Below are 23,307 nucleotides of genomic sequence, written 5' to 3'. Positions count from 1 at the left end.
CACCGACGGAAAGGAAGTCTCCACCGGATGACCGAGCAGCATGCCCCGCCGATGCCCGACGACAACGAACTGCTGGCCGTGCCCGGGGACCCGGATCTCGCGGGAGGCCATCGGCACTTCGCCCGGCCCCTGTTCGGAGTCGACGTCTCCGTCCCCGACGAGGTCGACCGTCAGGAGACGGCCGCGCTCTGCCTCGCGTTGGGCGACGACGCGCTGGTCACCGCTCTGCGTCTGGGCGAATGGCTCACCGGCGACCTCGGGCCCGCGGACACGGCGGCACTGGCCGGCATCGGCCTGGACCTGGTGGGGCAGGCCCGCATGCTGCTCGCGCGGAGCGGGCAACTCGACGGCACCGGGCGGACGGAGGAGGAGCTCGCCCGGGGCCGTGCCGCCGAGGGGTTCAGGAACGCCCTGCTGTGCGAGGCGCCGACCGAGGACCTCGCCTTCGGCGCGGGCCGCCTGCTGCTGCTCTCCCTGTGGCGGGCGGTTCTGTTCGAGACGCTGGTCGACGCCGCGGACCCGGTGCTGGCGGCCGTCGCCGCGATGGGGCTGCGGGAGCTCGCGGGTCACGCCGACCTCGCCGCGCGCTGGGTGGTCCGGCTGGGGCGGGGCGCCCGGACGTCGCACCGGAGGATGGGAGAGGCGATGAGCGCCGTCGTCTCCCATCTGGACGAGCTGTGCGAGGCGTCGCCGCCTTGCGGTCTCGACCCGGCGGCGGTGCGTTCGGAGCTCGAGCGCCGACTCGCACCGGTGCTGAGCGCTGCGGCGCTGACCGGCCCCGACGAATCGCCGGCACACCGACGCGCCCATCCCGGCGGGGGCCGTGCCGGACAACACCAGTACCTGGAACAGATGCTGACGGAAGCTCGGCAAGAGGTCCCACTCCACGCGGCGGCATCGCGGTGACCCGCCCTCCGGGCGGCGGCGTCGACCGGGCGGAGCTCGCGCGGCGTGTGGTCGCCCTGGTCCGCGACCCGCTCCTGCGCGTGGTGACCGTGAGCGACCTCGGGGTGCTGCGGGGCGTCGCCGTGGACGCGGCCGGACACGTCACCGTGGAGCTGACGCCGACGTACGGCGGCTGTCCCGCCGTCGCGGCCATCCGGGTCGCGATCCGCGCCGAGCTGCGCGCCGCCGGATTCGACAGGGTCGACGTCGTCACCCTGCTCGTGCCGGCGTGGAGCTCCGACTGGATCACCCCCGAAGGCCGGCGGAAGCTGGCTCGCCACGGCATCGCTCCGCCCTCGTCGGCGCCGAACCACGACCGTTCGACACCCCTGTGCCTCGGTCCGCTCCGCCCTGCGGTCCGCTGTCCCCGGTGCCGATCCCTGCGGACGCGGGAGGTCGCCCGGTACGGTCCGACGGCCTGCACGGAACTGCGGTCCTGTCGTGACTGCCGGGAGTCCTTCGCGCACGTCAAGGAGGTCTGAGGGGGCGGTCAGGCCGCCGAGCGGGCGCGTTCGTCCCAGGAGGCGGTGATCCTCGAGGCCTGTTCGGAGAGGGCCTCGCGCAGGGCGTGCGCGGAGTCCGACACGGTGGTGCGCAGCATCGCCACGCTGATCCGCCTGGCCAGCGGCGGGCCGTCGAGGGCGCGGATCACCAGGTCGAGATCCGGCTCGTTGCCGGTCAGGGCGAGCCTCGGCACCAGGGCGATGGCGGTGCCGGCCGCCACGAACCCCTTGAGCATGCCGTAGTCGTCCGTCCTCATGACGCGGACGGGCTCGAAGCCCTCCTGCGCGCAGGCCCAGCTGAGGACGCGGTCGCTCGGATCCCAGTCGCAGGCCCCCATGATCCAGCCCTCGTCGCGCAGGCGGCCCAGCGGAACGCTGTCGAGGTGCGCCAGGGGATGGGCGGCGGGCAGAGCGAGTTGCAGCGGATCGTCGAGGAGCGGGTGCAGCACGAACTCCTCGCCGAGGTCCAGCGGCTCGCCCGGCTGGGAGTAGACCAGGGCGATCTGCAGCCCGCCGGTGCGCAGCGCCTCGACCACGGTGGGCAGCTCCCCCTCCAGCAGGGAGACCTTGACGCCCTTCTCGGCGAGCTGGCGCACCGCGGGCGGCAGCAGCTGCGCTCCGGCGGTGGGGAAGGTGCCCACCCGCAGGGTCCGCGTTCCGTGGTCGATCAGCGCGTGGACCTCCTGTTCCGCGAGGCCGACGCGGCGCAACGCCGCCTCGGCGTGCGGCAGCACCAACTGCCCGGCCTCGGTGAGGTGGACTCCGCGCGGGCTCCGGTGCACCAGCGGCACGCCGAAATGCGACTCCATCGCCGCGAGGTGGTGGGCGATGGTCGGCTGGCTGTAGTGGAGGGAGCGAGCCGCCGCCGCGAGCGAGCCTTCGCGCGCGATCGCCCGCAGCACCTGGAACTGGCGCAGTTCCAGCATGGTGATCACCTTACCTCGTATGGAGCCCAGCCAGAGGAATCAAGCATTCCTCTTACTGGGCTTCCGTGACATCATCGATCACATCTCCGGGAAATGCCACCCCCTGCCCGGCAGCCTCCGACGCGGCGCGATCCGCCGGTCGATGATTCCGGCCCCGAGCCGGACCCGTGCCCGCCTGCCGCAAACGCGTGAACCGCCGGAGATTCCCATGGAAGTGCACAGAAAGCCGTCCCAGCACACCCGCCTGTCATGGAGGGGCAGGAGTCGCTGCCCGAATTCCGCCATGTATCTGCGTTGCTACCCCTTCGACGACGGATACATGAGAAGTCACCAGGACGCGCTGCTGGCCCAGGCCGAGCGGCTCGGGCTGCCCGTTCCCCTGCTGTTCATGGACAACGGCACCCGGTCGTCCGGACCCGGTCCCGCCCTCCGCCGCCTCATGGTGCTGGTGGACGAGCGGGTGGTCACCGTACTGCTCATTCCGGGAAACTTCGTCTTCTCCCTCCACGACTCCGCCGCCGGGGCCATTGCCGCCCGATTCGTGGGGGCGGGCTGCCACCTGGTCGAACTTCTGGGCCCGCGCCGGGCCGCGATCGTCGCCGACTGACGCGATCATGCCGCCACGTTAGGGGGGAAATGCGGCGCGCAGAAGTCCCCGCCCGAATTCGCCGGGCCGACGCCTCAAATCCTGCTCAAATCTCTGCCCCCACGAAAAGTGGTGCGGGGCGGCCGCCGAAAAGTGCATCCGTTCGATAACAGGGCGTGGTCCGGAATTCGACGGGGGCTCCCGCCCGGGCAGCGCAACGGCCCGGGGCTGCGCCGCCCCGGGCCGTTCCTTCGTCGCGGTGCTCAGTCCGCCGCGTGCGGCAGCTTCGCCGCGATGAGCTCCATCACCGAGGCGTCGGTCAGCGTCGTGGTGTCCCCGAGGGCGCGGTCCTCGGCCACGTCGCGGAGCAGCCGGCGCATGATCTTGCCCGAGCGGGTCTTGGGCAGCTCCTGCACCACCTGGATCTGCCGGGGCTTGGCGATCGGGCCGATCTCCTTGGCCACGTGCGCCTTGAGCTCGTCGGCGAGCTCGGCCACCTCCTCGTTGCCGCCCCGCAGGATCACGAAGGCGACGATCCGCTGCCCGGTCGTCTCGTCCGTCGCGCCGACCACCGCCGCCTCGGCGACCGCCGGGTGCGAGACGAGAGCCGACTCGACCTCGGTGGTCGAGATGTTGTGCCCGGAGACCAGCATGATGTCGTCGACCCGGCCGAGCAGCCACAGGTCGCCGTCCTCGTCCTTCTTCGCGCCGTCCCCCGCGAAGTAGTAGCCCTGGTCGGCGAAGCGTGCCCAGTACGTCTGGCGGAAGCGCTCCTCGTCGCCCCAGACGCCGCGCAGCATCGAGGGCCAGGGCTGGTCGAGCACCAGCAGTCCGCCCGCGCCGTTCGGCACCGGGGTGCCGTCCGCGTCCACGACCTCGGCGGAGATGCCGGGCAGCGGGGTCATGGCCGAGCCCGGTTTGGTCTCCGTGACGCCGGGCAGCGGGCTGATCATGATGGCGCCGGTCTCGGTCTGCCACCAGGTGTCCACGATCGGGCACCGCTCCCTGCCGATGTTCTCCCGGTACCAGATCCAGGCCTCGGGATTGATCGGCTCGCCCACGCTGCCCAGCAGGCGCAGCGAGGACAGGTCGTAGCGGGCCGGGACGTCGGTGCCCCACTTCATGAAGGTGCGGATCGCGGTCGGCGCGGTGTAGATGATGGTGACGCCGTAGCGGTCCACGTTCTCCCAGAAGCGGCCCTGGTTGGGGGTGTCCGGCGTGCCCTCGTACATGACCTGCGTGGCGCCGTTGGCCAGCGGACCGTAGACGATGTACGAGTGGCCGGTCACCCAGCCGATGTCGGCCGTGCACCAGAACACGTCCGTCTCCGGCTTCAGGTCGAACACCGCCCGGTGGGTGTAGCCGACCTGGGTCAGGTAGCCGCCGCTGGTGTGCAGGATGCCCTTCGGTCTACCGGTGGTGCCGGAGGTGTAGAGGATGAACAGCGGGTGCTCGGAGTCGAAGAACTCCGGTGTGTGCGCGTCCGACTGACGCCCCACCACCTCGTGCCACCACAGGTCCCTGCCCTCGGTCCAGGGCGTCTCCGCGCCGGTGCGGCGTACCACGAGCACGTGCTCGATGCTGTGCGCGCCGCCCTCCGCCTGCACGGCCTCGTCGGCGTTGGCCTTCAGGGCGACGACGGAGCCGCGACGGTGGTAGCCGTCCGCGGTGATCAGCACCTTCGCCTGGGCGTCGTCGATGCGCGAGCGCAGCGCGGCGGGGGAGAAGGCGGCGAAGACCACCGAGTGCGGCGCGCCGATGCGGGCACAGGCCAGCATGGCCACCACGGCCTCGGGGATCATCGGCATGTAGATGGCGACCCGGTCGCCCGCGCGCACCCCGAGTTCGGTGAGCGCGTTCGCCGCGCGGCACACCTCGCCGTGCAGCTCCGCGTAACTGACGGAGCGTCGGTCGCCGGGCTCGCCCTCGAAGTGCAGGGCGATCCGGTCTCCGTGGCCCGCCTCGACGTGCCGGTCCACGCAGTTGTAGGCGACGTTCAGCCGCCCGCCGGTGAACCAGCGGGCGAACGGCGCGCCGCTCCAGTCCAGGACCTGGTCCCACTCGCGTTCCCAGTCCAGGCGTCTCGCCTGCTCCGCCCAGAAGCCGAGCCGGTCCGCACGGGCCGCCTGGTAGGCGTCCGCGCGGAGGTTGGCGTGCTCGGCGAATGCGGCGGGAGGGGCGAAGCGACGCCCCTCGTGGAGCAGGTTGGACAGCGTCTGTTGCGGGGCCGCCTCATCCGCAGCCATGGGTGTTGCTCCCTCCTGTTCGGACGGGCAGGTGCGGTCGCTCAGGCGCCGGGGAGCGTGGGCAGCGGCAGCAGGGCCCGCTTGTGCTGCGCGTTGACCACGGTCGCGGCCGAGGCGTAGAAGGCGGCGGCGGCCGTGATGATGCCGAACCACCCGCCCACCTTGGTCATGGCGTCGGGCGCCGGGGTGCCGTTCTGGAACGAACCGATGCCCAGCAGCAGGAAGGTGACCGTCAGCAGCACGAACACCGCGACCACCGCGAGGTTCGTGCGCAGCGAGGCCAGGGCCAGGTAGGCGGTGATGATGCACCAGCCGATCAGGTACAGCCCGACAGCCTGGTGCACGTCCCCGCTCGCCGCGGAGAGATGGGTGACGATCCACCAGTACGAGAGCCAGAACGCTCCGTACGAGCAGAACGCCATCAGACCGAAGGTGTTGCCGCGTCGCCACTCCAGGACGCCGGCGACGAACTGCGCCAGGCCTCCGTAGAACGCGGCCAGGCCCAGCACGACGACGATCGCGCCGGTCTCCTTGATGATGTCGGCGTTGACGAAGGAGAGCAGCAGTGTCGTCAGCGCGAAACCGGCCAGCCCGAGGGGTGCCGGGTCGGCGTGGGCGGGGGTGGGTGGGGTCGCCGTGAGGGGGCTCGACGGCGCGGGTGTCTCGTTGCTCATGGCTGTGATCCTTCCGAGCGGCTCGATCAGGACCTCACATTTATCAACTTTACGGCGGCTTTATGTGGGAGACCAGAGCCTGGTCGATGTAACGGGCAATGAATCACCGGTACGAGTGTTTCCGCAGGTCATATGGGTAATGCGGGTATCAGGGCGCGGCGCGGTGCCGGGACGGCGTGGTCCCGAAGGCGGCTTTGAACGCCTCGATGAACGCGCTCGGGGTCGCATAGCCGCAGTCCGCCGCGGTGGCCGTGACACTGCGTCCGGCCGCCAGCCGGTCCAGGGCGTGGTGCAGCCGCAGCCGGGTCCGCCACTGCGGGAAGGTGAGGCCGGTCTCGGCACGGAAGAGGCGGCTCAGCGTGCGCTCGCTCGCGCCGACCGCCGCGCCGAACTCGCGGAGCGACCGGGGATCGGCAGGATCGCGGTGCAGCAGTGCGGCGACCGCGCGCAGGCGGTCGTCGACCGGCGCCGGCAGGTGCAGCGAGAGGCGTTCCGCGCGCGCCAGCCGGTCGGCGGCGGCCTGCTGCAGGGTGGCCAGTTCGGCCTCGGTGCAGCCGGGATCCGGCTCGGCCAGGGCGGCGACCAGCTCGCGCAGCAGCGGGGCGACGACCAGCACCGCGGGCTGTGCTCCGCCGACCGGGTCGGTCGCGGCGGGGAACGAGAGCGAACGCATGCGCGTGGGCGTCCGGGCCACATGGGCGTGGTCGGTGAAGGCGGGAATCCACACGGCCCGCTGCGGCGGCACGATCCAGCTGCCCGCCGGGGTCTCCACCTGCAGCAGGCCGCTGCCGGGATGGATCAGCTGGTGCCGGTCGTGGTGGTGCCAGTCGATCCGCTCGTGGCGCGCGAGCCGGTTCAGCCGGGGGCCCGGCAGCTCCAGGCGCGGCGTCGGAACATGGCGGTCGGACGACATATGACGGCAGGATAGCGACAGCCCGCAACCCGCTCCGACGGCGATCCTGGTGGCCATGACCTCCGCCGTCGAATCCAGAGCTCCTCTCGCGCCGACGCCTTCACCGTGGCGGCGCATGCGTGTGTGGGGCGCCGCCCATGCCGTGGACGACCTCTACCAGGGGCTCGTTCCCGCCGCCGTCCCCTACTTCGTGCTCGACCGCCACTACGGCTACCTCGCCGCCACCGGCCTCACCCTGGCGGCCACGCTCGGCAGCGCGGTACCGCAGCCGTTCCTCGGCCTGGCCGTGGACCGGTTCCGGCTGCCGTGGCTGGCCGGCGCCGGGGTGGGCCTGGCCGGGCTCGGCCTGGGGCTGGCGGGCCTGGTCGGACCGTACCCGGGGGTGTGGTGCCTGATCCTGCTGTCCGGCCTGGGTGTCGCGATGTTCCACCCGGCCGCCGGCAAGGCCGCCCGGCTGGACGCCGGGGACAGCGCGGCGGCGATGAGCGTCTTCGCGGCCGGCGGCAGCGTCGGCTTCTTCCTGGCTCCGGTGCTCGCCACGCCCGCGCTGGCCGCCTGGGGCGTCGGCGCGACCGTCCTCTTCCTGCCGCCCGCCGCGCTGACGGCCTTCGTGCTGCTGGCCCGCGCCCGCCGCACCCCTCCGGTGGCGCCACGCGTCGGAGCGGCGGACGGAACGGACCGGTGGGGACCGTTCGCCGTGCTCACCGGGGTCGAGGTGCTGCGTTCGGTGGCGTTCTTCGGGATCAGCACCTTCGTCGAGCTGTACTGGCTGCGTGACCTGCACGCCTCCCGCGGCCTCGCCGGGGCGGCGCTGACCTGCTTCCTGGCCGGCGGCGTGGCAGGGACCCTGACGGGCGGACGGCTGGCCGACCGGTGGGGGATGGTCCGCACCATCCAGTGCGGTGCGGCTCTGGTCCTGCCGTCGCTGGCCGCGCTGCTGCTGGCGCCGGGGGAGTGGGCGCCGCTGGTGTTCGCGCTGCTCACCGGGGCGGCGCTGAACCTGCCCTTCGCCGTGCTGGTCAAGCTCGGCCAGGACTACCTGCCCACCCGTCCCGGCACCGCGGCCGGCGTCACGCTGGGTCTCGCCGTCAGCGTCGGCGGCCTGATCTCGCCGGTGCTGGGACTGGTCGCGGAGGCGCACGGCCCGCGCGGCGCCCTGCTCGCCCTCTGCGCGGTCCCGCCGCTCGCACTGCTGCTCGGTCTGCTGCTGCCCGAACCGGAGCCGAATCTCTGAAGTTTTTCTGGGCGTTATCGCCTGACACTTCGTGATTCTTCAGCCCGGCCCGACGATCCGTGCCACACTCCGCGCCGCACACACCCTTGCCATGAAACATGTCAGTAGGCAAGCTCTCCTCCGTCGCCCACACCGCGACCCGCGTAACGAGCGTCCTGATCGTCACTCACGAAGGAGCCAGCATGCGCAGATTCCTGATACGCGTCGCCACCCTCGCGGCCGCAGCAACCCTCGCCGCCCCTGCCGCGCCGGTCACCGCGGCGGCCGCTCAGGGACTGTCGTTCCGCCCCCTGCACTACAACATCAACGGCTACAACTGGGGCGGTTACGCCGCCACCGGCAGCGGCTTCACCTCGGTCTCGGCGACCTGGACCGAACCGCGCGCGACCTGCAACTCCACCAACGACCTCTACGCCCCGTGGGTCGGCATCGACGGCTACGGCACCTCGACCGTCGAGCAGACCGGTGTGGCGACGGACTGCTCCAGCGGCAGCCCCGTGGACCAGGCCTGGTACGAGATGTACCCGGCGAACCCGGTGTACCTGAGCCTCAGCTCCTACCCGGTGTCGGCCGGCGACAGCATCACCGCCTCGGTGACCTACGCCGGAAGCCGCAAGTACACCCTGAAGCTCACGGACTCCACACGCGGCTGGACCTACACCACCTCGAAGTCGCTCTCCGCCTCGCGGGCCAGCGCCGAGGTCATCATCGAGTCGCCGACCGGGGCCTACCCCAACTTCGGGACGCTGAACTTCAGTTCGGCCACCGTCAACGGCAAGTCGCTCGGGTCCTACAGCCCGGTCGCCCTCGACCCCAGCTCGAACGGCACCACCGAGGCCCGCACCGGCGCGCTCGGTTCCAGCGGCACCAGCTTTGCGGAAACGTATCTGCACGAGTAGGCGCAGTGGCGTCCGGCAAGCCGTCCCGTCCTGGAGACCTCACGGTCTCCAGGACGGCGGTGTTTCAGGACGGCGGTGCCTCCGGTCCGTGGCGCCGTTCAGGGCGTGACGATCGGGAAGGCGCGGTCCGGCCTGGTGGCGTAGGACAGCAGCCGGACGAGCAGGCCGGGGTCGCCCTGCGTCGCCACACCGTCGAGCCCGCCTCCCGCCAGGACGCCCAGCAGTCGCGGCTTGTCCAGGGTGAGGGTGAGCCCGGCGGGTTCCCTCGGCTCCTCGTCGACGGATGACCGGCGGTGCGTCAGCGCGCCGTTGCTGAGGATCAGCCGGTAGCGCCGCCGCTCGTCCGTGAGCACCAGGTCGACGGTGAGCGCGTCGTGCCAGGCGCGCGGCCCGTCCAGGGAGACGGCCAGGGAGTCGATCAGCATCCCGACGGTGAGGGCCATGGCCATCTCGGGATTGGTGGTGTCGACCGCCTGGGCGACGGGGGCGTCGCGCAGTTCCTGGGCCCCGGTCAGGTAGAAATTGCGCCAGGTCCCGTTCTCGGCGCCGTGGCCGAGGGCCGTGTAGACCTCGGCGAGGGCCTCGCGGGCCCTCCCGTCCTCCGGTGCGGCGAAGACCACATGGTTCAGCAGGGTGGCGGCGAAGCGCAGGTCGCCGCGCTCGGCGTACCCGCGCGCCGTGGCCAGCGCCTGCTCGGGACCTCCGGCCAGGTCGACGTAGCGCCTCGCCAGCTCGACCGGCGGGTGCTCCCACAGGTGGGCGGGGTTGCCGTCGAACCAGCCGAGGTAGCGCTGGTAGACCGCCTTGGCGTTGTGGCTGAGCGACCCGTAGTAGCCGCGCGCGTGCCAGGCCCGCTCGACGGCCGGGGGCAGCTGGATGACCTCGGCGATCTCGGGACCGGTCAGGCCCTCGTTCAGCAGCCGCACCGACTGGTCGTGCAGGAACGCGTACAGGTCGCGCTGGACGGTCAGGTACTCCGCGACCCTGTCCGCTCCCCAGGTGGGCCAGTGGTGGGAGGCGAAGGCCACGTCGTAGCCGCCCTCGAACCAGGTGAGCGCCTCGTCCAGGTAGCGGGACCAGATCCGCGCGTCGCGCACCAGCGCGCCGCGCAGGGTCAGCACGTTGTGCATGTTGTGGGTGGCGTTCTCCGCCAGGCACAGCGCCCGCAGCTCGGGGAAGAGGAAGTTCATCTCGGCCGGCGCCTCGGTGCCGGGGGTGAGCTGGAAGCGGATGCGGACGCCGTCGACCGTCTCCTCCTGTCCGGTGCGGGTGATGTCGACGGTGGGCGGGATCAGCGAGATGGTGCCCTCGGAGACGCCGATGCCCAGACCGGTGCTGACCTGGCCCTCCGGGGACTTGGGCAGGTTGCTGCCGTACATCAGGATCGCGCGCCGGACCATGGCGTTGCCCGCGTAGACGTTCTCGCTGACCGCGTGCTCGAGGAAGCCCTCGGGGGCCAGGATGGGCACGCCCTGCTCGCTGCCGTGCGGCAGCACGCCGCGGACGCCGCCGAAGTGGTCGCCGTGGGAGTGGGTGTAGACGACGCCGGTGACCGGGCGGTCCCCCCGGTGCCGGCGGTACAGGCCGAGCGCGGCGGCCGCCGTCTCGGTGCTGATCAGCGGGTCGATCACGATGACGCCGCGGTCGCCCTCGACGAGGGTCATGTTGGACAGGTCCAGGCCGCGTACCTGGTAGATCCGGTCGGTCACCTGGTACAGGCCCTGCTTGGCGCAGAGCTGGGCCTGCCGCCACAGGCTCGGGTTGACCGTCGGCGGGCACTCCGCGTCGAGGTAGGCGTAGGCGTCGCCGTCGAAGACCACCCGCCCGGCGGCGTCCCTGACCACGCCGGGCGACAGCCGGTCGATGAAGCCGCGGTCGGCGTCCTCGAAGTCGGTGCGGTCCTCGAACGACGGGTGGGCCGGCTCGGTGGTCATCGGAGCTCCGTTCGCGCGGGTCGGCGATCCGGGCGAACGGTCGGCGTTCCTCGCGCATGCCACCCCCTGCCCGGCTCTTGCTGGTGAGTCAAGCAGGGGGTCCACGCGGGCGGCGAGCACGGCTACGCCGTTCGGGCGACGCCGCGCCGGCGCCGCCCGAACGGCGCCGCGTGTCCGCGCCGTGGCTAGAGCAGTCCGCCCAGCCCTCCCAGCACGCCCAGCCCCGGCTGCTGCCGGTCGCCCTGGTGCGGGAGGCCGGAGCCCGGGCCGCCGACCGCCGGCGGCTCGTTCATCAGCACCTCGGTGGACTGGAGCAGCACCTGCCCGGCGCCCACGAACTCGTACTGGTGCTCCTCGCCCGAGGCCCCGCCGATGCCGGTGAACCGGCGCACCCCGCCCAGGAAGCCCCGCATGTAGCTGTGGTCGTAGTGGTGGCAGGGGGAGGGGCAGTCCGCCCAGCCGACCAGGGCCTGCGGATCCACGCGGATGGGCGGCTCCACGAAGTGGACCGGACCGTTGGAGGCGGCCACGAACCTGCCCGAGCCGATCAGGGTGAGGAAGCCGGGGATGATCGACTGCTTCAGCGTCAGGGTCGGCGCGAAGGCGAGCAGATTCCCGGCCCGCACGGTGAGGTTGCCCCGGTCCAGGTCGTAGGAGTTCACGTCGTAGGCGCGGTCCGCGAGGATCATGTGACCGCGGCCCTCGGCCACGACCCAGTCGCCGACGTGGAGCGGCGAGTGGAAGCTGGTGGAGATCAGCGTGTCCAGGGGGCCGTAGCCGATGGGGTGGAAGGCGATGTCGCCGTAGTAGGCGACCATCTTCCCCTTCTGCAGGAACCAGCGGCCGTCGAGCGCCACGGAGAAGGCGTACGGGTTGACGTTGTCGTCGGCGGGGAGCGTCGACGGGTCCCAGATCACCGGTCCCGCCGCCGGGCCGGGGTAGGGGGCGCTCACAGTTTCTCCTCGCTGGCCTGGACGAAGACGGTTCCGTTGCCGGTCAGTTCGAGCTGGAAGGCCTCGCCGGAGCCCCGGCCGACGGCCTCGCGCCAGCCGATGGAGGCGGTCACCTTGCTCTGCACCTCGCCGCGGTGGGCGACGTACGCCTGCGGGTCGACGTGGACGGGGTGCGCCGGGGTGATCGGGATCTCGAAGACCCCGCCGTGGGCCAGCACCGCGGCCGAGCCGTGGCCGGTCAGGGTGGTGGTGAACAGGCCCTGCCCGGTGGCCTGGCCGCGGATGATGCCGCGCAGACCGCCCTGGGAGCCCATGAACATCGTGGACTGCCGCAGCGAGCCCTCGAAGACCAGCAGCCGGTCGGCCTCCACGTAGAGGGTGTCGCCGGTCAGCTCGATCAGATGGATGTGATGGCCACCGTGCCCGAACATGACGCTTCCGCTGCCCTCGACGGTCATCAGCGGGGTGTCCTCGTTGGCCAGCCGCCGGCCCAGCATCGAGCCGAAGCCGCCCTGCCCGCCCATCAGGTCGGGGGTGAAGGTCACCTGGCCCCGGTAGGCCAGCATCGCGCCGCGCTGGCTGTACAGCCGCTGCCCGGGGACGACGGCGGCCTCCACCATCTTGCTGTTGATCTGGGTGAACGCCGGTGCCATCAGACCTCACCCGCGATCGTGCGGCGCTCGGACGGCTGTACGTAGACCAGCCCCTCGCCCTCGAACTCGATCTGGAAGCTCTCGCCGCCGGTCTCGCCCACCAGGGCGCGCCAGGTCACGTCCGTGCGGAAGCTCTGCCGCAGACTGCCCGTGTGGGCGACGTACGCGCCCGGGTCCACCCGCAGCGGCAGGCCCGGCATCACGCGCAGGATCACCGCCGGGCCGTCCGAGGTGATCGCGGCCCAGCCGTGGCCCTCGACCTTGGTGGTGAACATGCCGTTGCCCTCGGAGGCGCCGCGCAGTCCGGTGAACTCGGTGCCGGTGCGCAGCGTGGCCTCGGTGCAGAGCAGGTTGCTCGCCTCGACGTGGAGCCGCTCGCCGTTCAGCCTGACCAGGTTGATCTCGGTGGCCCGCTCGGCGAACCAGCAGGTGCCGTTGCCCTGGACCTCCATCACGGTCATCTTCTCGCCGGTGATCCGCCGGGTGACCAGGCCGCGCAGGCCCTCACCTCCTCCGGTCATCCGTTTGAAGGTCATCTGGCCGTCGTAGGCCACCATCGATCCGTTGCGGGCCTTCACGCTGTCCCCCACGAGATCGACCGCGAGCACCCGCGATCCCTGCATCCGAAACTGAGCCACGCGCCACACCGTACCGGCGTCGGCCCGCCGGCCGGTGGGCGCGGTGCCCGGCCGGCTCGATGATGCGGACCGGGTGCCCTCGCACGGGGACCGGGGACGGTGTGTCAGAGCCCCTCAGCACAATGGGCAGCACGCGGGAACCGCCCGAGCGGCCGCCCCGTGTCAGTGAGGGTGTCGTGGTGCGCCGGCCGGCGTACCGAACCGTGTGCCGCAGAGATCGTCCGTAGGAGTCCGAGTGCTGCCTGTCTTCGCCGAGTTCGCCACCGCCGTCCCGCGGACGGGCAACGCCGCCGTCCGGTCCGAGAGGGCCCGCTTCGCGCGCGACCACGTCGCCCTCGGCGGCGGAGGGACGGTGACGATCGAGTTCCAGGTCCCCGAGGAGGGCGTCACGGACGAGCTCACGGTCAAGGTCCGGGCCCTCGTCTCGAAGCTGGGCCGGCACCCCGGCCACGCCCCGCTGGAGATCTCCGTCAACGGCAAGGCCGTGGTCACCGGTTTCCGCATACCCGGCGGGGGTGACATCCCGCAGCAGCTCACGTTCGCCGTGCCGGCGGACCTGCTCGTCCCCGGCGCCGAGAACACGCTGACGGTGGGGAGCGCCGCCGACGCGCGGACGCAGCTGTGGCTGTACCGGGTGCTGGTCGAGCCCGTCTGGGACCGCGACGCCGCGGAACGCGCCTGGCTCGCGGACTCCTTCGCTTCCTCCCTGCTCACCTACCGCACCGACCGGCGCGCCCCCGGCGCCGCGGAGTGGGAGCCGGCCGGCGACTGGCGGCTGCACGTCGACGGCGGCGAGGGCGCGCTGCCGTCGCGCCTGGACTGGCGGGCCGGGACCGGGGCCGAGGCCTCGGTCTGCTTCGCCCTGGAACTGCACACCTTCTACGGCCACACCCGCGACGCCGACGGCCGGTGGTACGAGCTGCGCGGGACGTTGACCGACCGTCAGGCCTTCCCCGGTGACGCCGACCCGGCCGCCACCCTCGCCTTCACCACCCAGGCCGGCTGGGGCGGCCGCTGGCACGAGGGCGGCCCGCTCACGCTCCACCTCGTCACCGGCGACGGCCCCTACGACCGAATCGCCTGGACCGATCAGCGGGCCTGCTCCGCGTCCGTCGGACTCGCCCCGGACGGAGGCTCCTTCCAGGGGTGGTCCCAGCGCGTCAACGAGGGCCCGGTCGGCTACCGCGGCGCCGCCGTCGTGGCCGAGCCCGAGCCCGAGCGCCCGAAGGACGCGGACCACGCCGGGCCGCCCACGTTCGCCGCCGACCTGGACGACCTCGCCCAGGCGATCACCAAGGTCGCGGACACCGCCGTCAGGTCCCTCGGCTCCCTGTTCCGCCGGCCCTGAGCGCAGCGCGCGGCCCGGCGCCCGGCCCCGGGCCGCCGGTCAGGGATCCGCGGGGTCGGCGGCCTCGGTCGCCGAGACGTAGGCCTTGTCGCGGAGCGGGAGCTCCCGCAGGAACCAGGACAGCACGAAGGCGGCGAGCCCCAGCGGCACCCCGGCCAGGAAGACCGTGTGCAGGGAGTCGTCGAAGGCCTGGATGAAGCCGTGCCTGATGGGCGCCGGCAGCGCGTTCAGCTGTTCGGGGCTGACCGTCACGGTGCTGCCGTGGATCTGCTCGACGGCCTGGGGCGGCAGGTACCTGGGGAGGTTGGCGGTCAGCCGGCGGTTGAACACCGCGCCCAGCGCGGCGACGCCGAACGAGCCGCCGATGGTCCGGAAGAAGGTCGTCGACGAGGTCGCCGCGCCCAGTTGCTCGCGTGGCACGGCGTTCTGCACGGCCACGACGAGGACCTGCATGACCAGCCCGATGCCGAAGCCGACCACGAACATGTAGGCGGAGGAGACGGCCAGGCTCGTCTCCGGCGTCAGCAGCGAGAGCAGCCAGACCCCGAAGGTCATCACGGCCGTGCCGACGATGGGGAAGATCTTGTAGCGGCCGCGCGCGGTGACCAGGCGGCCGCTGGTGATGAAGGTGATCAGCATGCCCAGGATCAGCGGAAGCAACTGCAGTCCCGAGCTGGTGGGGCTGGCCGCGTGCACGGTCTGCAGGTAGAGCGGGATGTAGATGATGACGCCGAACATGGTCGCGCCGATGAGGAAGCCCATCGCGTTGGCGACCACGAAGACCGGGGTGCGGAAGAGGCCGAGCGGCAGGACCGGTTCGGCCGCCCGCCGCTCGACCAGGACGAACAGGACGATCAGCGCCACCGCGCCGACGGCCAGCGCGAGGATCACCGGGGACGTCCAGCTGTAGGTGGTTCCGCCCCAGGTCGTCAGCAGGATGACCGCGGTGGCGGCGGCGCCGAGCAGTGCCGCGCCGAGGTAGTCGATGGTGTGACGGGTGCGGCTGCGCGGCAGGTGCAGCACGGCGGAGATCACGAAGACGGCTGCCGCTCCCAACGGCAGGTTGATGTAGAAGACCCAGCGCCAGCTCAGGTGCTCGGTGAAGAATCCGCCCGCCAGCGGTCCGATGACCGAGGAGGCGCCGAAGACCGCACCGAAGTACCCCATGTACCGGCCGCGCTCGCGCGGGCTGACGACCTCGCCGATGATCGCCTGCGCGCCGACGATCAGGCCGCCCGCGCCCGCGCCCTGGATCGCGCGGAAGGCGATCAGTTCGATCATGTTCTGGGAGAGCCCGGACAGGGCCGAGCCGATGAGGAAGATGATGATCGCGGCCTGGAACAGCTGCTTGCGGCCGTAGAGATCTCCGAGCTTGCCCCAGAGCGGGGTGGAGATCGTGGAGGTCAGCAGGTAGGCGGTGACCACCCAGGACAGGTGGTTCAGCCCGTGCAGGTCCCCGGCGATGGTGGGCAGGGCGGTCGCCACGATGGTCTGGTCGAGGGCGGCCAGGAACATGCCCATCATCAGGGCGGAGAGGATGATCAGGATCCTGCGGTGCTCGGCGCGGGGGTCGGGCGCGGCGCCCTCTCGGTCGCTCCCGGCGACGCCGGCCCCCGTCCCCTCGTCGGCGGACCCGGGGCGCTCGGGCGTTCAGCTGGGTTTCCGGCCATCTCGCCGCCTCCTGCTCCGTCGCCGCTCTCCAGCGTAGTCAGCCGCCCTGGCCGGCGCCGGGTCGGAGCCGGGCTTCCTCGCGGGTGGGCTGGAAGAGCTCGACCGGGTTGCCCGAGGGGTCCTCCGCGATCACCTGGTTGCCGCCGACGCCGTGGACGACGTCACTGCGAAGGCGGACGCCCGCCTCGCGCAACTCCGCCACCAGATGCTCGAGATCGTCGATCTGGAGCATGAACCGGTTCCAGCCGCCGGGGGTGGGCAGGGTCCCGTCGGGCAGGGCCTGGCCGCCTCCGGGTCCGCCGCCCGGCGCGGAGAGCACCAGCCGCAGGTCGCCGCGGGCGAGCATGGCGAATCCCGGGGCCGGGTGCATGACCTCGGTGAACCCGAGCCTGCGGGTGTAGAAGGAGATGGCTTCGTCCACGTCGTGGACGATGTAGCGGACGCTCACAGTGGCCATGGCTGCTCCCGCACGCGGCGTCGAGGTGCCCCGCGCTGGTTCGAGCCTATCCCCGTCCGGGCCGATCAGCCGGTGGGCCCGGCCCGACGTGACGGCCGCGGGCCCCCGCCGGCGCCTGTGACGCAGCTCACGGGAACTGCCGGGCGGCGGACGCCCAGTATCCCGGTGTGGAACCAATCGATCGTGAACTGCGGGAGCGGATCCGCGCGGGCGACCCGGCGGCCTTCGGGCGGCTCTTCGACGCCTGCGCCCGCGCCGTCTACAACCACGCCTATCGCATGACGGGTGACTGGTCGACCGCGGAGGAGGTGATGGCGGTGACCTTCCTGGAGGCGTGGCGCTGCCGTGCCCGGGTGGAGCCCGACGGCGGCCCGCTGCGGCCGTGGCTGCTGGGCATCGCCACCAACACCTGCCGCAGCCTGCGCCGTGCCGCCCGCCGCCACCGGGAGGTGCTGGCCCACATGCCGCCGCCGGTCGACGTCCAGCCGGACTTCGCGGACGAGGCCGCGGGCCGCCTGGACGACGCCGAACGCCTCGCGGTCCTCCGGCCCGCGCTCGACGGCCTGCGCCGCTCGGAGCGCGAGGTGCTGGTGCTGTGCGTCTGGTCGGGGCTCGGCTACGCCGAGGCCGCCGAGGCGCTCGGCGTTCCGGTCGGCACCGTCCGCTCCCGGCTCTCCCGGGCGCGGGCCAAGCTGCAGCGGCTCACCGAGCGGGAACTGACGCGCTCACAGCGCGGCCGGGTCCCCGCGCGAAACCGGCGGGAACCGGATCCCGTCCCACGCCAGGAAGAGGGTGGGCGCGCGACAGCGGCCCCGTCCACGCAGGAGGCACACCGGTGACCGAGCACGAGACCCTGCCCGAGCGCGACCTGCCTCCCGGACGCCACGCCCAGTACCGGGAACTCCTCATGCGACACATCACGGCCGAGACCGCCGCACACTCCGGGCCCGCCGCACCGGCGGCCGGGCCGCGCACCGCACCACGCTTCCGCACCGTCCTCGTCGCCGCGGCGACCGCCGCCGCGCTGGTCGGCGGGGCCGTGGTGTACGGAGCCGCCGCCGACCGCGCCGCCGTCCACGGCCCGCAGGCCGACGGGACCCGCCCGGTCCAGTACGTCGCGGTGGAGCCCGGCAACGCCCAGGCCGCCGCGTTCACGCTCCAGCGGATCGCCGCCGCCGCGTCCGCCGCACCGCAGTTGACGGTCCGTCCGGGGCAGTGGGCCTATGTCAGGTTCCTCTCCGAGTTCACCGAGCCCACCGCGGACAGGACCTTCGACTCGCCGTGGCGGATGGGCCCGATGAAGACGCGCGAGGACTGGCGGACCCAGGACCCCGGCAAGGGCGTCGACATGTACCGGGAGAACGGCGGCCCGGACGTGGAGATCGACGACAGCACGATCACCACCCCGATCCCGCCGGGGGGCGACATCGGCCATCCCACCTATGCCTGGGCCTCCCGGCTGCCGACCGACCCGGCGGCCCTGCTCCAGGAGATCTACCGGGAGACCGCCGGCAACGGCTCCACCGCCTCCGCGGGCAAGGAGGAGACCGCCTTCGAGACGATCGGCGAGCTGCTCTGGTTCAACGTGCTCCCGCCGCAGGCGACCGCCGCGCTGTACCGGGCCACCGCGCTGATCCCCGGCGTCGAGCTGGTCCCCGACGCGGTCGACGCGGCGGGTCGGCACGGCCTGGGCATCGCGCGGGTGGAGTCCGGCGGCGAGCGCCACGAGTGGATCTTCGACAAGTCCACCTACGCGTTCCTCGGAGAGCGCGACTACCTGGTGCGCACGACGGTCAACGGCAAAGCGGGCATGCTCATCGGGCTGACCGCCATCCTCGGGCGGGCGATCGTCGACCACCGGGGCGACGTCCCCTCGGGCGGAACGGCCACCACGGCGAGCTGACCCGCGGACGGGACGAGCGACGAACAGGGAGACGAACAGGGAGGGGAGGCCGTGACGACCTCCCCTCCCTGCGACCTGCTCGCTTCGGCGACCGCTACGTCGCGGAGAAGCTGAACCAGTGGACGTTGACGAAGTCGCCGCCGTTGCCACCGCTGAAGGTGAGGAACACGTCGTGGACGCCGGTGGCCTTGGCGCCGAGGTTCATCGGAATGGTCTGCCAGCTCTGCCAGCCGCCGGTGCTCGCGAGGTCGATCTCCGCGAGCACGGGGCCGCTCGTGCTGTCGAGCCGGAACTGGACGGCGCCGCTGACGCCCGCCGCCGCGCCGGAGGCCAGGCGCGCCAGCACCCGCAGCGGCGAGGTGCCGCCGAAGTCGACGCCCTTGTAGCGGAGCCAGTCGCCTGCGGAGATCCAGCCGACGTCCTGGCCGCCGCCGGTGTCGGAGCAGGACTCCGTGGCGGTCCCGCTCTGGGCCGTGAAACTCGCGGCCTGGATGGTGGAGTACGCGCTGACGGTCGACCCGCCACCGCCACCGCCGCCTCCGCCGCCCGATCCGGTGACCCCACTGCCGAGCGAGATGGTCCAGGAGGTCGGGGCGTAGTCCTGGAGGTGCCCGTCGACCGGCGCGCTGCCGGTCGGGCCGACGTCGTCGTACGGGAAGGCGTAGCCGATCGACGCGTGCTGGTGGACCAGCCTGGCGTAGTGGTTGGTGACGGCGTTCGTGTAGTACTGGGCGGCCGTGACCCCGCCGGGCTGGTTCTGGCCGCCGGCCAGCAGCAGCGTGCTCCGGTTCAGGGCCGCGCTGAGCCGCGCGGCCACGGCCCCGCGGGCGTCGCCGCCGGAGTTGTAGAACGGACCGCTGTTGCAGCTGAAGATGTCGGCGGCGCTGGGGCGGGTGAAGGCGACGCCGTCGTCGTTCAGGCCGGAGAAGGTGAGCACCCCGCCGGAGACGGTGCCGGTGAACGTGCCGAAGGACTGGGTGTCGATCGTCAGCGGCGTACCGGCGAAACGGCTCCACACCTGGTCCAGGTAGGAGTTCCAGTAGCCGCCGAAGTCCGTGGTGGCGTGGATCGGCGACATGACCCGCAGCACGGCGCCGGAGCTGTCGGTGGCCACCAGGGTGTTCCACGGCGCGCCGTCGGCGGCGTGCTGGGCGTTCAGCCCCGAGGCGATGGCGGCCAGCGCCCCCGCGGGCAGCGGGCTGACCGTCTGGGTTCCCGAACTGCCGGTCGTCTGCATGGAGATGGGTGAGGCGACCAGGTCGACGTAGCTGATGTTCGCGTACAGGTTGGTGCTGTTGTAGGTGAACTCGCAGAAGGTCCAGTCGGTCAGCCAGTTGGGGTCCGAGCTGGTGAATCCCGGCTGCACCAGGCCGGGAACCGCGCCCGGGTTCACAAAGAACTGGATCTTCTTGCCGACGGAGAACCAGACCCGGCCGCTGATCACGTAGTCGGTCAGCGTGAGCGTGGTCGAGGTGCCGGACGCGCCCAGCGCGATCGAGTAGTCCGGGACCGGCGTCAGCGTCGCCGAGGGGTTGGGCAGCCGGTGGAAGGCCCCGTCCGGCCCGACGAACCCGGGCCACCCGCTGCTGTCCGCACCGGATATGTAGGCGTAGACGGCCGCGCCGGAACCGGAGTTGTTCTGCAGCGTGACGGGGAGGGAGACCGCGGCGGACGCGCTGGAGGCGAGCCCGGGCAGCCAGGCCGGCGCGGTGAGCGCGGCCGCCGCCGTGGTGGCGGCAGCAGTGAGGAAGGTACGTCGTGAGAGCAAGGGCACTCCAAGGAAGAGCCGGACCGCGCCCCCACGCGCGGCTGCACAACTCGTGCAGGACGGGCTGAGGTTACCGTCCGGCAACATGCTCCCGTCAAGCCTTGTGACATGACAGCTCTTCAAGCTCGCCTTGCGTTCAGATGTTGAACAGTCGCTGATCTGCGTCGGCTCCCGCAGTCGCCCGCCCGGCCCAGTGGGGGCGGCGTGTGCGCCCTCCGGGCCTCATGCTGGACTGGTGACCATGATCGAGCGAGCGGCAGGCCTCAGTGACACGGACATACGCACCACGCAGCGGCTGATCGACGACGCCCGCCGTTCCGGTCTGACCCGGTTCCAGGTGCTGGCGCTGGTGCGCCCGGGCGACGCCGAGGACCTGGTGCTCATGCTCGACCGCGCCGAGGACGACGTCTGGACGGTGCCGGTCGCCTGGGTTCACCCCACGGAGACCTTCGCGCACGCGCTCGACTGGCTGTGCGAGGAGCATCTGGGCCTGCTCGACTGGGCGGTGGGCTTCGCCGGGACGGTCGGCTACGAGTCGCCCGACGGCGTCGAGACCCTGCAGCTCGCCTTCGACATCACCGTCCCCGCCGACGGCACGCTGGCCTGGACGGGGCCCTGCCAGTGGTGGCGGACCAGCACCGAACCGCCCGTCTGCCACCCCCTGACGCGCCCCATCGTCGAACGCCTCCGCACCCACGCCGACCCCACCCACGCCGACCGCGCCCAGGACGACGCCGACCAGGGCGGCCGGGGCCGCGGCGACCGGGCCTAGCCGGCCAGTGGGGGCCGGGCCGCGCAGACCACGTCGCGCGGGGGGACGCCGCCCCGGCCGCCTCCCGGCCCGGCCGCCCCGCCCCAGAACGAGGCGGGCAGTTCCCGCGGCTGGTGCGGGGTGAGCCACAGCCGCAGCAGATGACGCCGCCCGGACGGGTCGGGGCCGTCCTCGAAGGCCTCGCGGCTGTGCAGCACCGCGTGGTTGTTGAGCAACAGCACGTCGCCCACCTTCAGCTCCAGGCCGTGGCGGAACTCCGGGGACGCGGCCAGCTCGTCGAACAGGTCGAAGAGCTCCTGGTCCGCCGGCTCCCGGCGCGGGGACTGCGGGAAGCGCCGGACGGAGTCCAGCCGCAACCGGTCGTAGCGCAGGCTCAGCCGCCCGGCCTGCCAGGCGGCCAGCGGGAGCTCCTGCCAGGGGCGCTCGCCTGGCGCCTGCTCCTCCCTGCGGTCCAGTCGATGGCGGCGGAACAGGCGGGCGGCCAGGTCGGGCCGACGCTCCAGCACCGCGTTGTGCAGCGCGCCCGAGCTGACCAGGGAGGTCCGTCCGCCGCGGCGCGGCGCGCTCAGGTGCAGCAGCGCGGTCAGATCCGCCGGGTCGCTGTGGAAGGGCAGCGCGGCGCGGGTCTGGTAGCCGCGCGTGGCGGGATCGGCCAGGTCGCGGCCGGTGTCCCTGACGTGACCGAGCATGTGGCCGGCCGCGTTCTGCGACACCGCGGTGCCCAGATGGCGGCCCACGGACCAGAACACCGTGCTCACGTCGGCCGGCCCGAGCCGCTCGACGGGCAGGCCCCTGAGCACGACGAATCCCCGCCCGTGCTCCAGCTTCTTCGCGATCCGGCGCAGCAGCGCGCCGGTGCGCGGCAGTGGGAAGTCCTCCGCGGTGAGCCGCAGCAGCGGCACGCCCCGCCGCCTGGCGGTCCGCAGCGCCGACTCCAGCTCACGCACATGCCCGGGGTCGAGCTCGGCCGTCGTTACGGTCGCGCTGAGCTCCGGGCCGCGCCAGACCGCGGGGCCCTTCGCCATCGGGAAGGGCGGGTGGAAGGGCTGCCGCCGCAGTCGCGGACGCTGAGTCATGGGATCCTCCTGGACGCCGGGGGAGCGACGACGGCGTTCACCCGGTGGCACGAACAGTAGGCAGCCGAGCGGCCGGGTGCTTGTCCTGGCGGGACGGATCGCTTACCTTCTCGGGACACGGGGGCGTCGAGAGTCCTGGAGACCCGCCTGTGAAACCGCTGGTCCGCACCGCCGCGCTGCAGGGTTACGTCGAACTCAGCCGCTCCCTGGGCCTCGACCCGCAGACGCTGCTGCGGAGCGTCGGACTGGACGCGGCCGCGCTCGCCGTCCAGGACCGCTGGATCTCCGCCACGGCCTGCGTGCAGCTGCTGGAGCTGTCGGCCGCGGCGTCGGGCCGCGAGGACTTCGGGCTGCGCGTGGCCGAGTACCGGCGCCTGTCCACGCTCGGGCCGATCGGCCTGGTCGTCCGCGAGGAGCCCGACGTCCGCAGCGCGGTGGAGCTGCTGCTGCGGCACGAGGACATGTACAACGAGGCCCTGCACACCCGGCTGGTCGAGGCCCAGGGGCTGGCGAGCCTGAAGGTCACCGTCGATCCGGGCGAGTGGATGGAGATACGGCAGTCGACCGAGCTCGCCGTGGCGGCGTTCCATCGGGTGCTGCGCGGCTTCATGGGCGGACGCTGGCAGCCGCTGAGCGTCTGCTTCACCCACCGCGCCCCGGCCGACACCGCCACGCACCGACACGTCTTCGGCCCGGTGGTGGAGTTCGAGCGCGAGTTCAACGGCATGGTCTTCTACGCGGCCGACCTGGACACGCCGAACGCCCTCGCCGACCCCCAACTGCTCACCTACGCACGCCAGTTCTTCGACGCCATCGCCTCGCCCAAGGACGAGGCCACGGCGGTCGACCGGGTCCGCGAGCTGATCGAGGTGCTGCTGCCGATCGGCAACTGCTCGGTCGAGCAGGTGGCGCACAGCCTGGGCGTCGACCGCCGCACGGTGCACCGCTGGCTCGCCGAGTCCGGCGAGAGCTTCTCCACGCTGCTCAACGCCACCCGCCGGCAGCTGGCCGAGCAGCTCGTCGCCAGTCCGCGGCGGTCGCTGACGGAGATCTCCGGGTTGCTCGGCTTCTCCTCGCCGAGCGCGTTCTCGCGGTGGTTCCGCGAGCAGTTCGGTGAAAGCGCCCGCGACTGGCGCGCCCGGCGCGGGTGATCGCACCGCCGTCCCCGCGGCCCGATCCGAGGGATGTCCCGAATTGGCAAGTACCTC

At 72.4% G+C, this 23,307-nt stretch carries 22 protein-coding genes; 10 read left to right on the top strand and 12 right to left on the bottom strand.

The genetic code is table 11. The features are described from left to right. The first annotated feature begins 27 nt into the window (after positions 1-27). Together BS83_RS32080 and paaD are read left to right on the top strand one after the other, a co-directional pair. Positions 28-906, top strand: a complete 879-nt coding sequence (locus BS83_RS32080; protein WP_051944423.1) for a 1,2-phenylacetyl-CoA epoxidase subunit PaaC — start codon at positions 28-30, stop codon at positions 904-906. Next, a complete protein-coding gene (paaD, locus tag BS83_RS32075; RefSeq protein WP_037606949.1) occupies positions 903-1,427 on the top strand; it encodes a 1,2-phenylacetyl-CoA epoxidase subunit PaaD in 525 nt (174 codons plus the stop codon). The genes BS83_RS32080 and paaD overlap by 4 nt, the downstream gene beginning before the upstream one ends. Before the next feature lie 8 nt (positions 1,428-1,435). Here the strand turns inward: paaD and BS83_RS32070 are convergent, their stop codons facing one another. Continuing rightward, positions 1,436-2,374 (bottom strand): LysR family transcriptional regulator, encoded by a 939-nt coding sequence (locus BS83_RS32070; RefSeq protein ID WP_051945686.1) that lies wholly within the window; start codon positions 2,372-2,374, stop codon positions 1,436-1,438. Between the two features lie 319 nt (positions 2,375-2,693). On the opposite strand from BS83_RS32070, the gene BS83_RS32065 reads away from it, so the two are divergent. Continuing rightward, on the top strand, positions 2,694-2,981 hold the full coding sequence (locus BS83_RS32065; RefSeq protein ID WP_157597408.1) for a hypothetical protein: 288 nt from the start codon (positions 2,694-2,696) through the stop codon (positions 2,979-2,981). Positions 2,982-3,223: 242 nt separating this feature from the next. Here BS83_RS32065 and acs read toward each other — a convergent pair whose 3' ends face one another. The 3 genes from acs to BS83_RS32050 form a co-directional block, all read right to left on the bottom strand. Next, entirely contained in the window at positions 3,224-5,206 is a 1,983-nt protein-coding gene (acs, locus tag BS83_RS32060) for an acetate--CoA ligase (RefSeq protein ID WP_037606944.1), read from the bottom strand. A gap of 41 nt (positions 5,207-5,247) precedes the next feature. Continuing rightward, positions 5,248-5,880 carry an acetate uptake transporter gene (locus BS83_RS32055; RefSeq protein ID WP_037606941.1) on the bottom strand — a complete coding sequence of 211 codons (633 nt, stop codon included), beginning with the start codon at positions 5,878-5,880 and terminating at the stop codon, positions 5,248-5,250. A 148-nt stretch (positions 5,881-6,028) separates the two neighbouring features. Then, complete coding sequence (locus tag BS83_RS32050) at positions 6,029-6,793, bottom strand: AraC family transcriptional regulator (RefSeq protein ID WP_051944422.1); 765 nt, start codon at positions 6,791-6,793, stop codon at positions 6,029-6,031. A 115-nt stretch (positions 6,794-6,908) separates the two neighbouring features. Here BS83_RS32050 and BS83_RS32045 point away from each other — a divergent pair, with 115 nt between their 5' ends. Both BS83_RS32045 and BS83_RS32040 read left to right on the top strand, forming a co-directional pair. Further along, a complete protein-coding gene (locus BS83_RS32045; protein ID WP_198035348.1) occupies positions 6,909-8,027 on the top strand; it encodes an MFS transporter in 1,119 nt (372 codons plus the stop codon). 182 nt (positions 8,028-8,209) lie between these two features. Next, entirely contained in the window at positions 8,210-8,926 is a 717-nt protein-coding gene (locus BS83_RS32040; protein ID WP_037606938.1) for a G1 family glutamic endopeptidase, read from the top strand. 98 nt (positions 8,927-9,024) lie between these two features. On the opposite strand, the gene BS83_RS32035 is transcribed toward BS83_RS32040, so the two are convergent. The 4 genes from BS83_RS32035 to BS83_RS32020 all read right to left on the bottom strand — a co-directional run bounded on the left by BS83_RS32035 (position 9,025) and on the right by BS83_RS32020 (position 13,104). Next, complete coding sequence (locus BS83_RS32035; protein WP_037606932.1) at positions 9,025-10,860, bottom strand: alkyl/aryl-sulfatase; 1,836 nt, start codon at positions 10,858-10,860, stop codon at positions 9,025-9,027. 185 nt (positions 10,861-11,045) lie between these two features. Then, positions 11,046-11,813, bottom strand: coding sequence for an AIM24 family protein (locus BS83_RS32030; RefSeq protein WP_037606930.1), 768 nt, complete (start codon positions 11,811-11,813; stop codon positions 11,046-11,048). Continuing rightward, positions 11,810-12,466 (bottom strand): AIM24 family protein, encoded by a 657-nt coding sequence (locus BS83_RS32025; protein WP_037606924.1) that lies wholly within the window; start codon positions 12,464-12,466, stop codon positions 11,810-11,812. Before BS83_RS32025 ends, BS83_RS32030 begins: the two co-directional genes overlap by 4 nt. Beyond that, positions 12,466-13,104 carry an AIM24 family protein gene (locus BS83_RS32020; protein ID WP_037606922.1) on the bottom strand — a complete coding sequence of 213 codons (639 nt, stop codon included), beginning with the start codon at positions 13,102-13,104 and terminating at the stop codon, positions 12,466-12,468. The genes BS83_RS32025 and BS83_RS32020 overlap by 1 nt, the downstream gene beginning before the upstream one ends. A 235-nt stretch (positions 13,105-13,339) precedes the next feature. Here BS83_RS32020 and BS83_RS32015 point away from each other — a divergent pair, with 235 nt between their 5' ends. Further along, positions 13,340-14,452, top strand: coding sequence for a hypothetical protein (locus BS83_RS32015; protein ID WP_051944419.1), 1,113 nt, complete (start codon positions 13,340-13,342; stop codon positions 14,450-14,452). A gap of 39 nt (positions 14,453-14,491) precedes the next feature. On the opposite strand, the gene BS83_RS32010 is transcribed toward BS83_RS32015, so the two are convergent. Together BS83_RS32010 and BS83_RS32005 are read right to left on the bottom strand one after the other, a co-directional pair. After that, positions 14,492-15,976 carry an MDR family MFS transporter gene (locus BS83_RS32010; RefSeq protein ID WP_051944418.1) on the bottom strand — a complete coding sequence of 495 codons (1,485 nt, stop codon included), beginning with the start codon at positions 15,974-15,976 and terminating at the stop codon, positions 14,492-14,494. Between the two features lie 184 nt (positions 15,977-16,160). Further along, on the bottom strand, positions 16,161-16,580 hold the full coding sequence (locus BS83_RS32005) for a VOC family protein (RefSeq protein WP_037606920.1): 420 nt from the start codon (positions 16,578-16,580) through the stop codon (positions 16,161-16,163). Between the two features lie 176 nt (positions 16,581-16,756). Between BS83_RS32005 and BS83_RS32000 the strand changes: the two genes are divergently transcribed. Together BS83_RS32000 and BS83_RS31995 are read left to right on the top strand one after the other, a co-directional pair. Next, positions 16,757-17,419 (top strand): RNA polymerase sigma factor, encoded by a 663-nt coding sequence (locus BS83_RS32000; protein ID WP_051945684.1) that lies wholly within the window; start codon positions 16,757-16,759, stop codon positions 17,417-17,419. Next, positions 17,416-18,483 (top strand): CU044_5270 family protein, encoded by a 1,068-nt coding sequence (locus BS83_RS31995; RefSeq protein WP_037606917.1) that lies wholly within the window; start codon positions 17,416-17,418, stop codon positions 18,481-18,483. The genes BS83_RS32000 and BS83_RS31995 overlap by 4 nt, the downstream gene beginning before the upstream one ends. Positions 18,484-18,577: 94 nt before the next feature. Here the strand turns inward: BS83_RS31995 and BS83_RS31990 are convergent, their stop codons facing one another. Then, a complete protein-coding gene (locus tag BS83_RS31990; RefSeq protein ID WP_037606915.1) occupies positions 18,578-20,251 on the bottom strand; it encodes a beta-1,3-glucanase family protein in 1,674 nt (557 codons plus the stop codon). Positions 20,252-20,486: 235 nt separating this feature from the next. Between BS83_RS31990 and BS83_RS31985 the strand changes: the two genes are divergently transcribed. Beyond that, on the top strand, positions 20,487-21,023 hold the full coding sequence (locus BS83_RS31985) for a hypothetical protein (RefSeq protein WP_157597407.1): 537 nt from the start codon (positions 20,487-20,489) through the stop codon (positions 21,021-21,023). On the opposite strand, the gene BS83_RS31980 is transcribed toward BS83_RS31985, so the two are convergent. Continuing rightward, positions 21,020-22,099, bottom strand: a complete 1,080-nt coding sequence (locus BS83_RS31980; RefSeq protein WP_051944417.1) for a TauD/TfdA family dioxygenase — start codon at positions 22,097-22,099, stop codon at positions 21,020-21,022. The two genes, BS83_RS31985 and BS83_RS31980, sit on opposite strands and share 4 nt — an antisense overlap. Before the next feature lie 149 nt (positions 22,100-22,248). Here BS83_RS31980 and BS83_RS31975 point away from each other — a divergent pair, with 149 nt between their 5' ends. Beyond that, a complete protein-coding gene (locus BS83_RS31975) occupies positions 22,249-23,250 on the top strand; it encodes an AraC family transcriptional regulator (RefSeq protein ID WP_037606911.1) in 1,002 nt (333 codons plus the stop codon). Positions 23,251-23,307 lie beyond the last annotated feature (57 nt).

This window comes from Streptacidiphilus rugosus AM-16 (assembly GCF_000744655.1).
GTDB lineage: Bacteria > Actinomycetota > Actinomycetes > Streptomycetales > Streptomycetaceae > Streptacidiphilus > Streptacidiphilus rugosus.
This window is presented reverse-complemented; position numbering and strand designations above follow the sequence as displayed.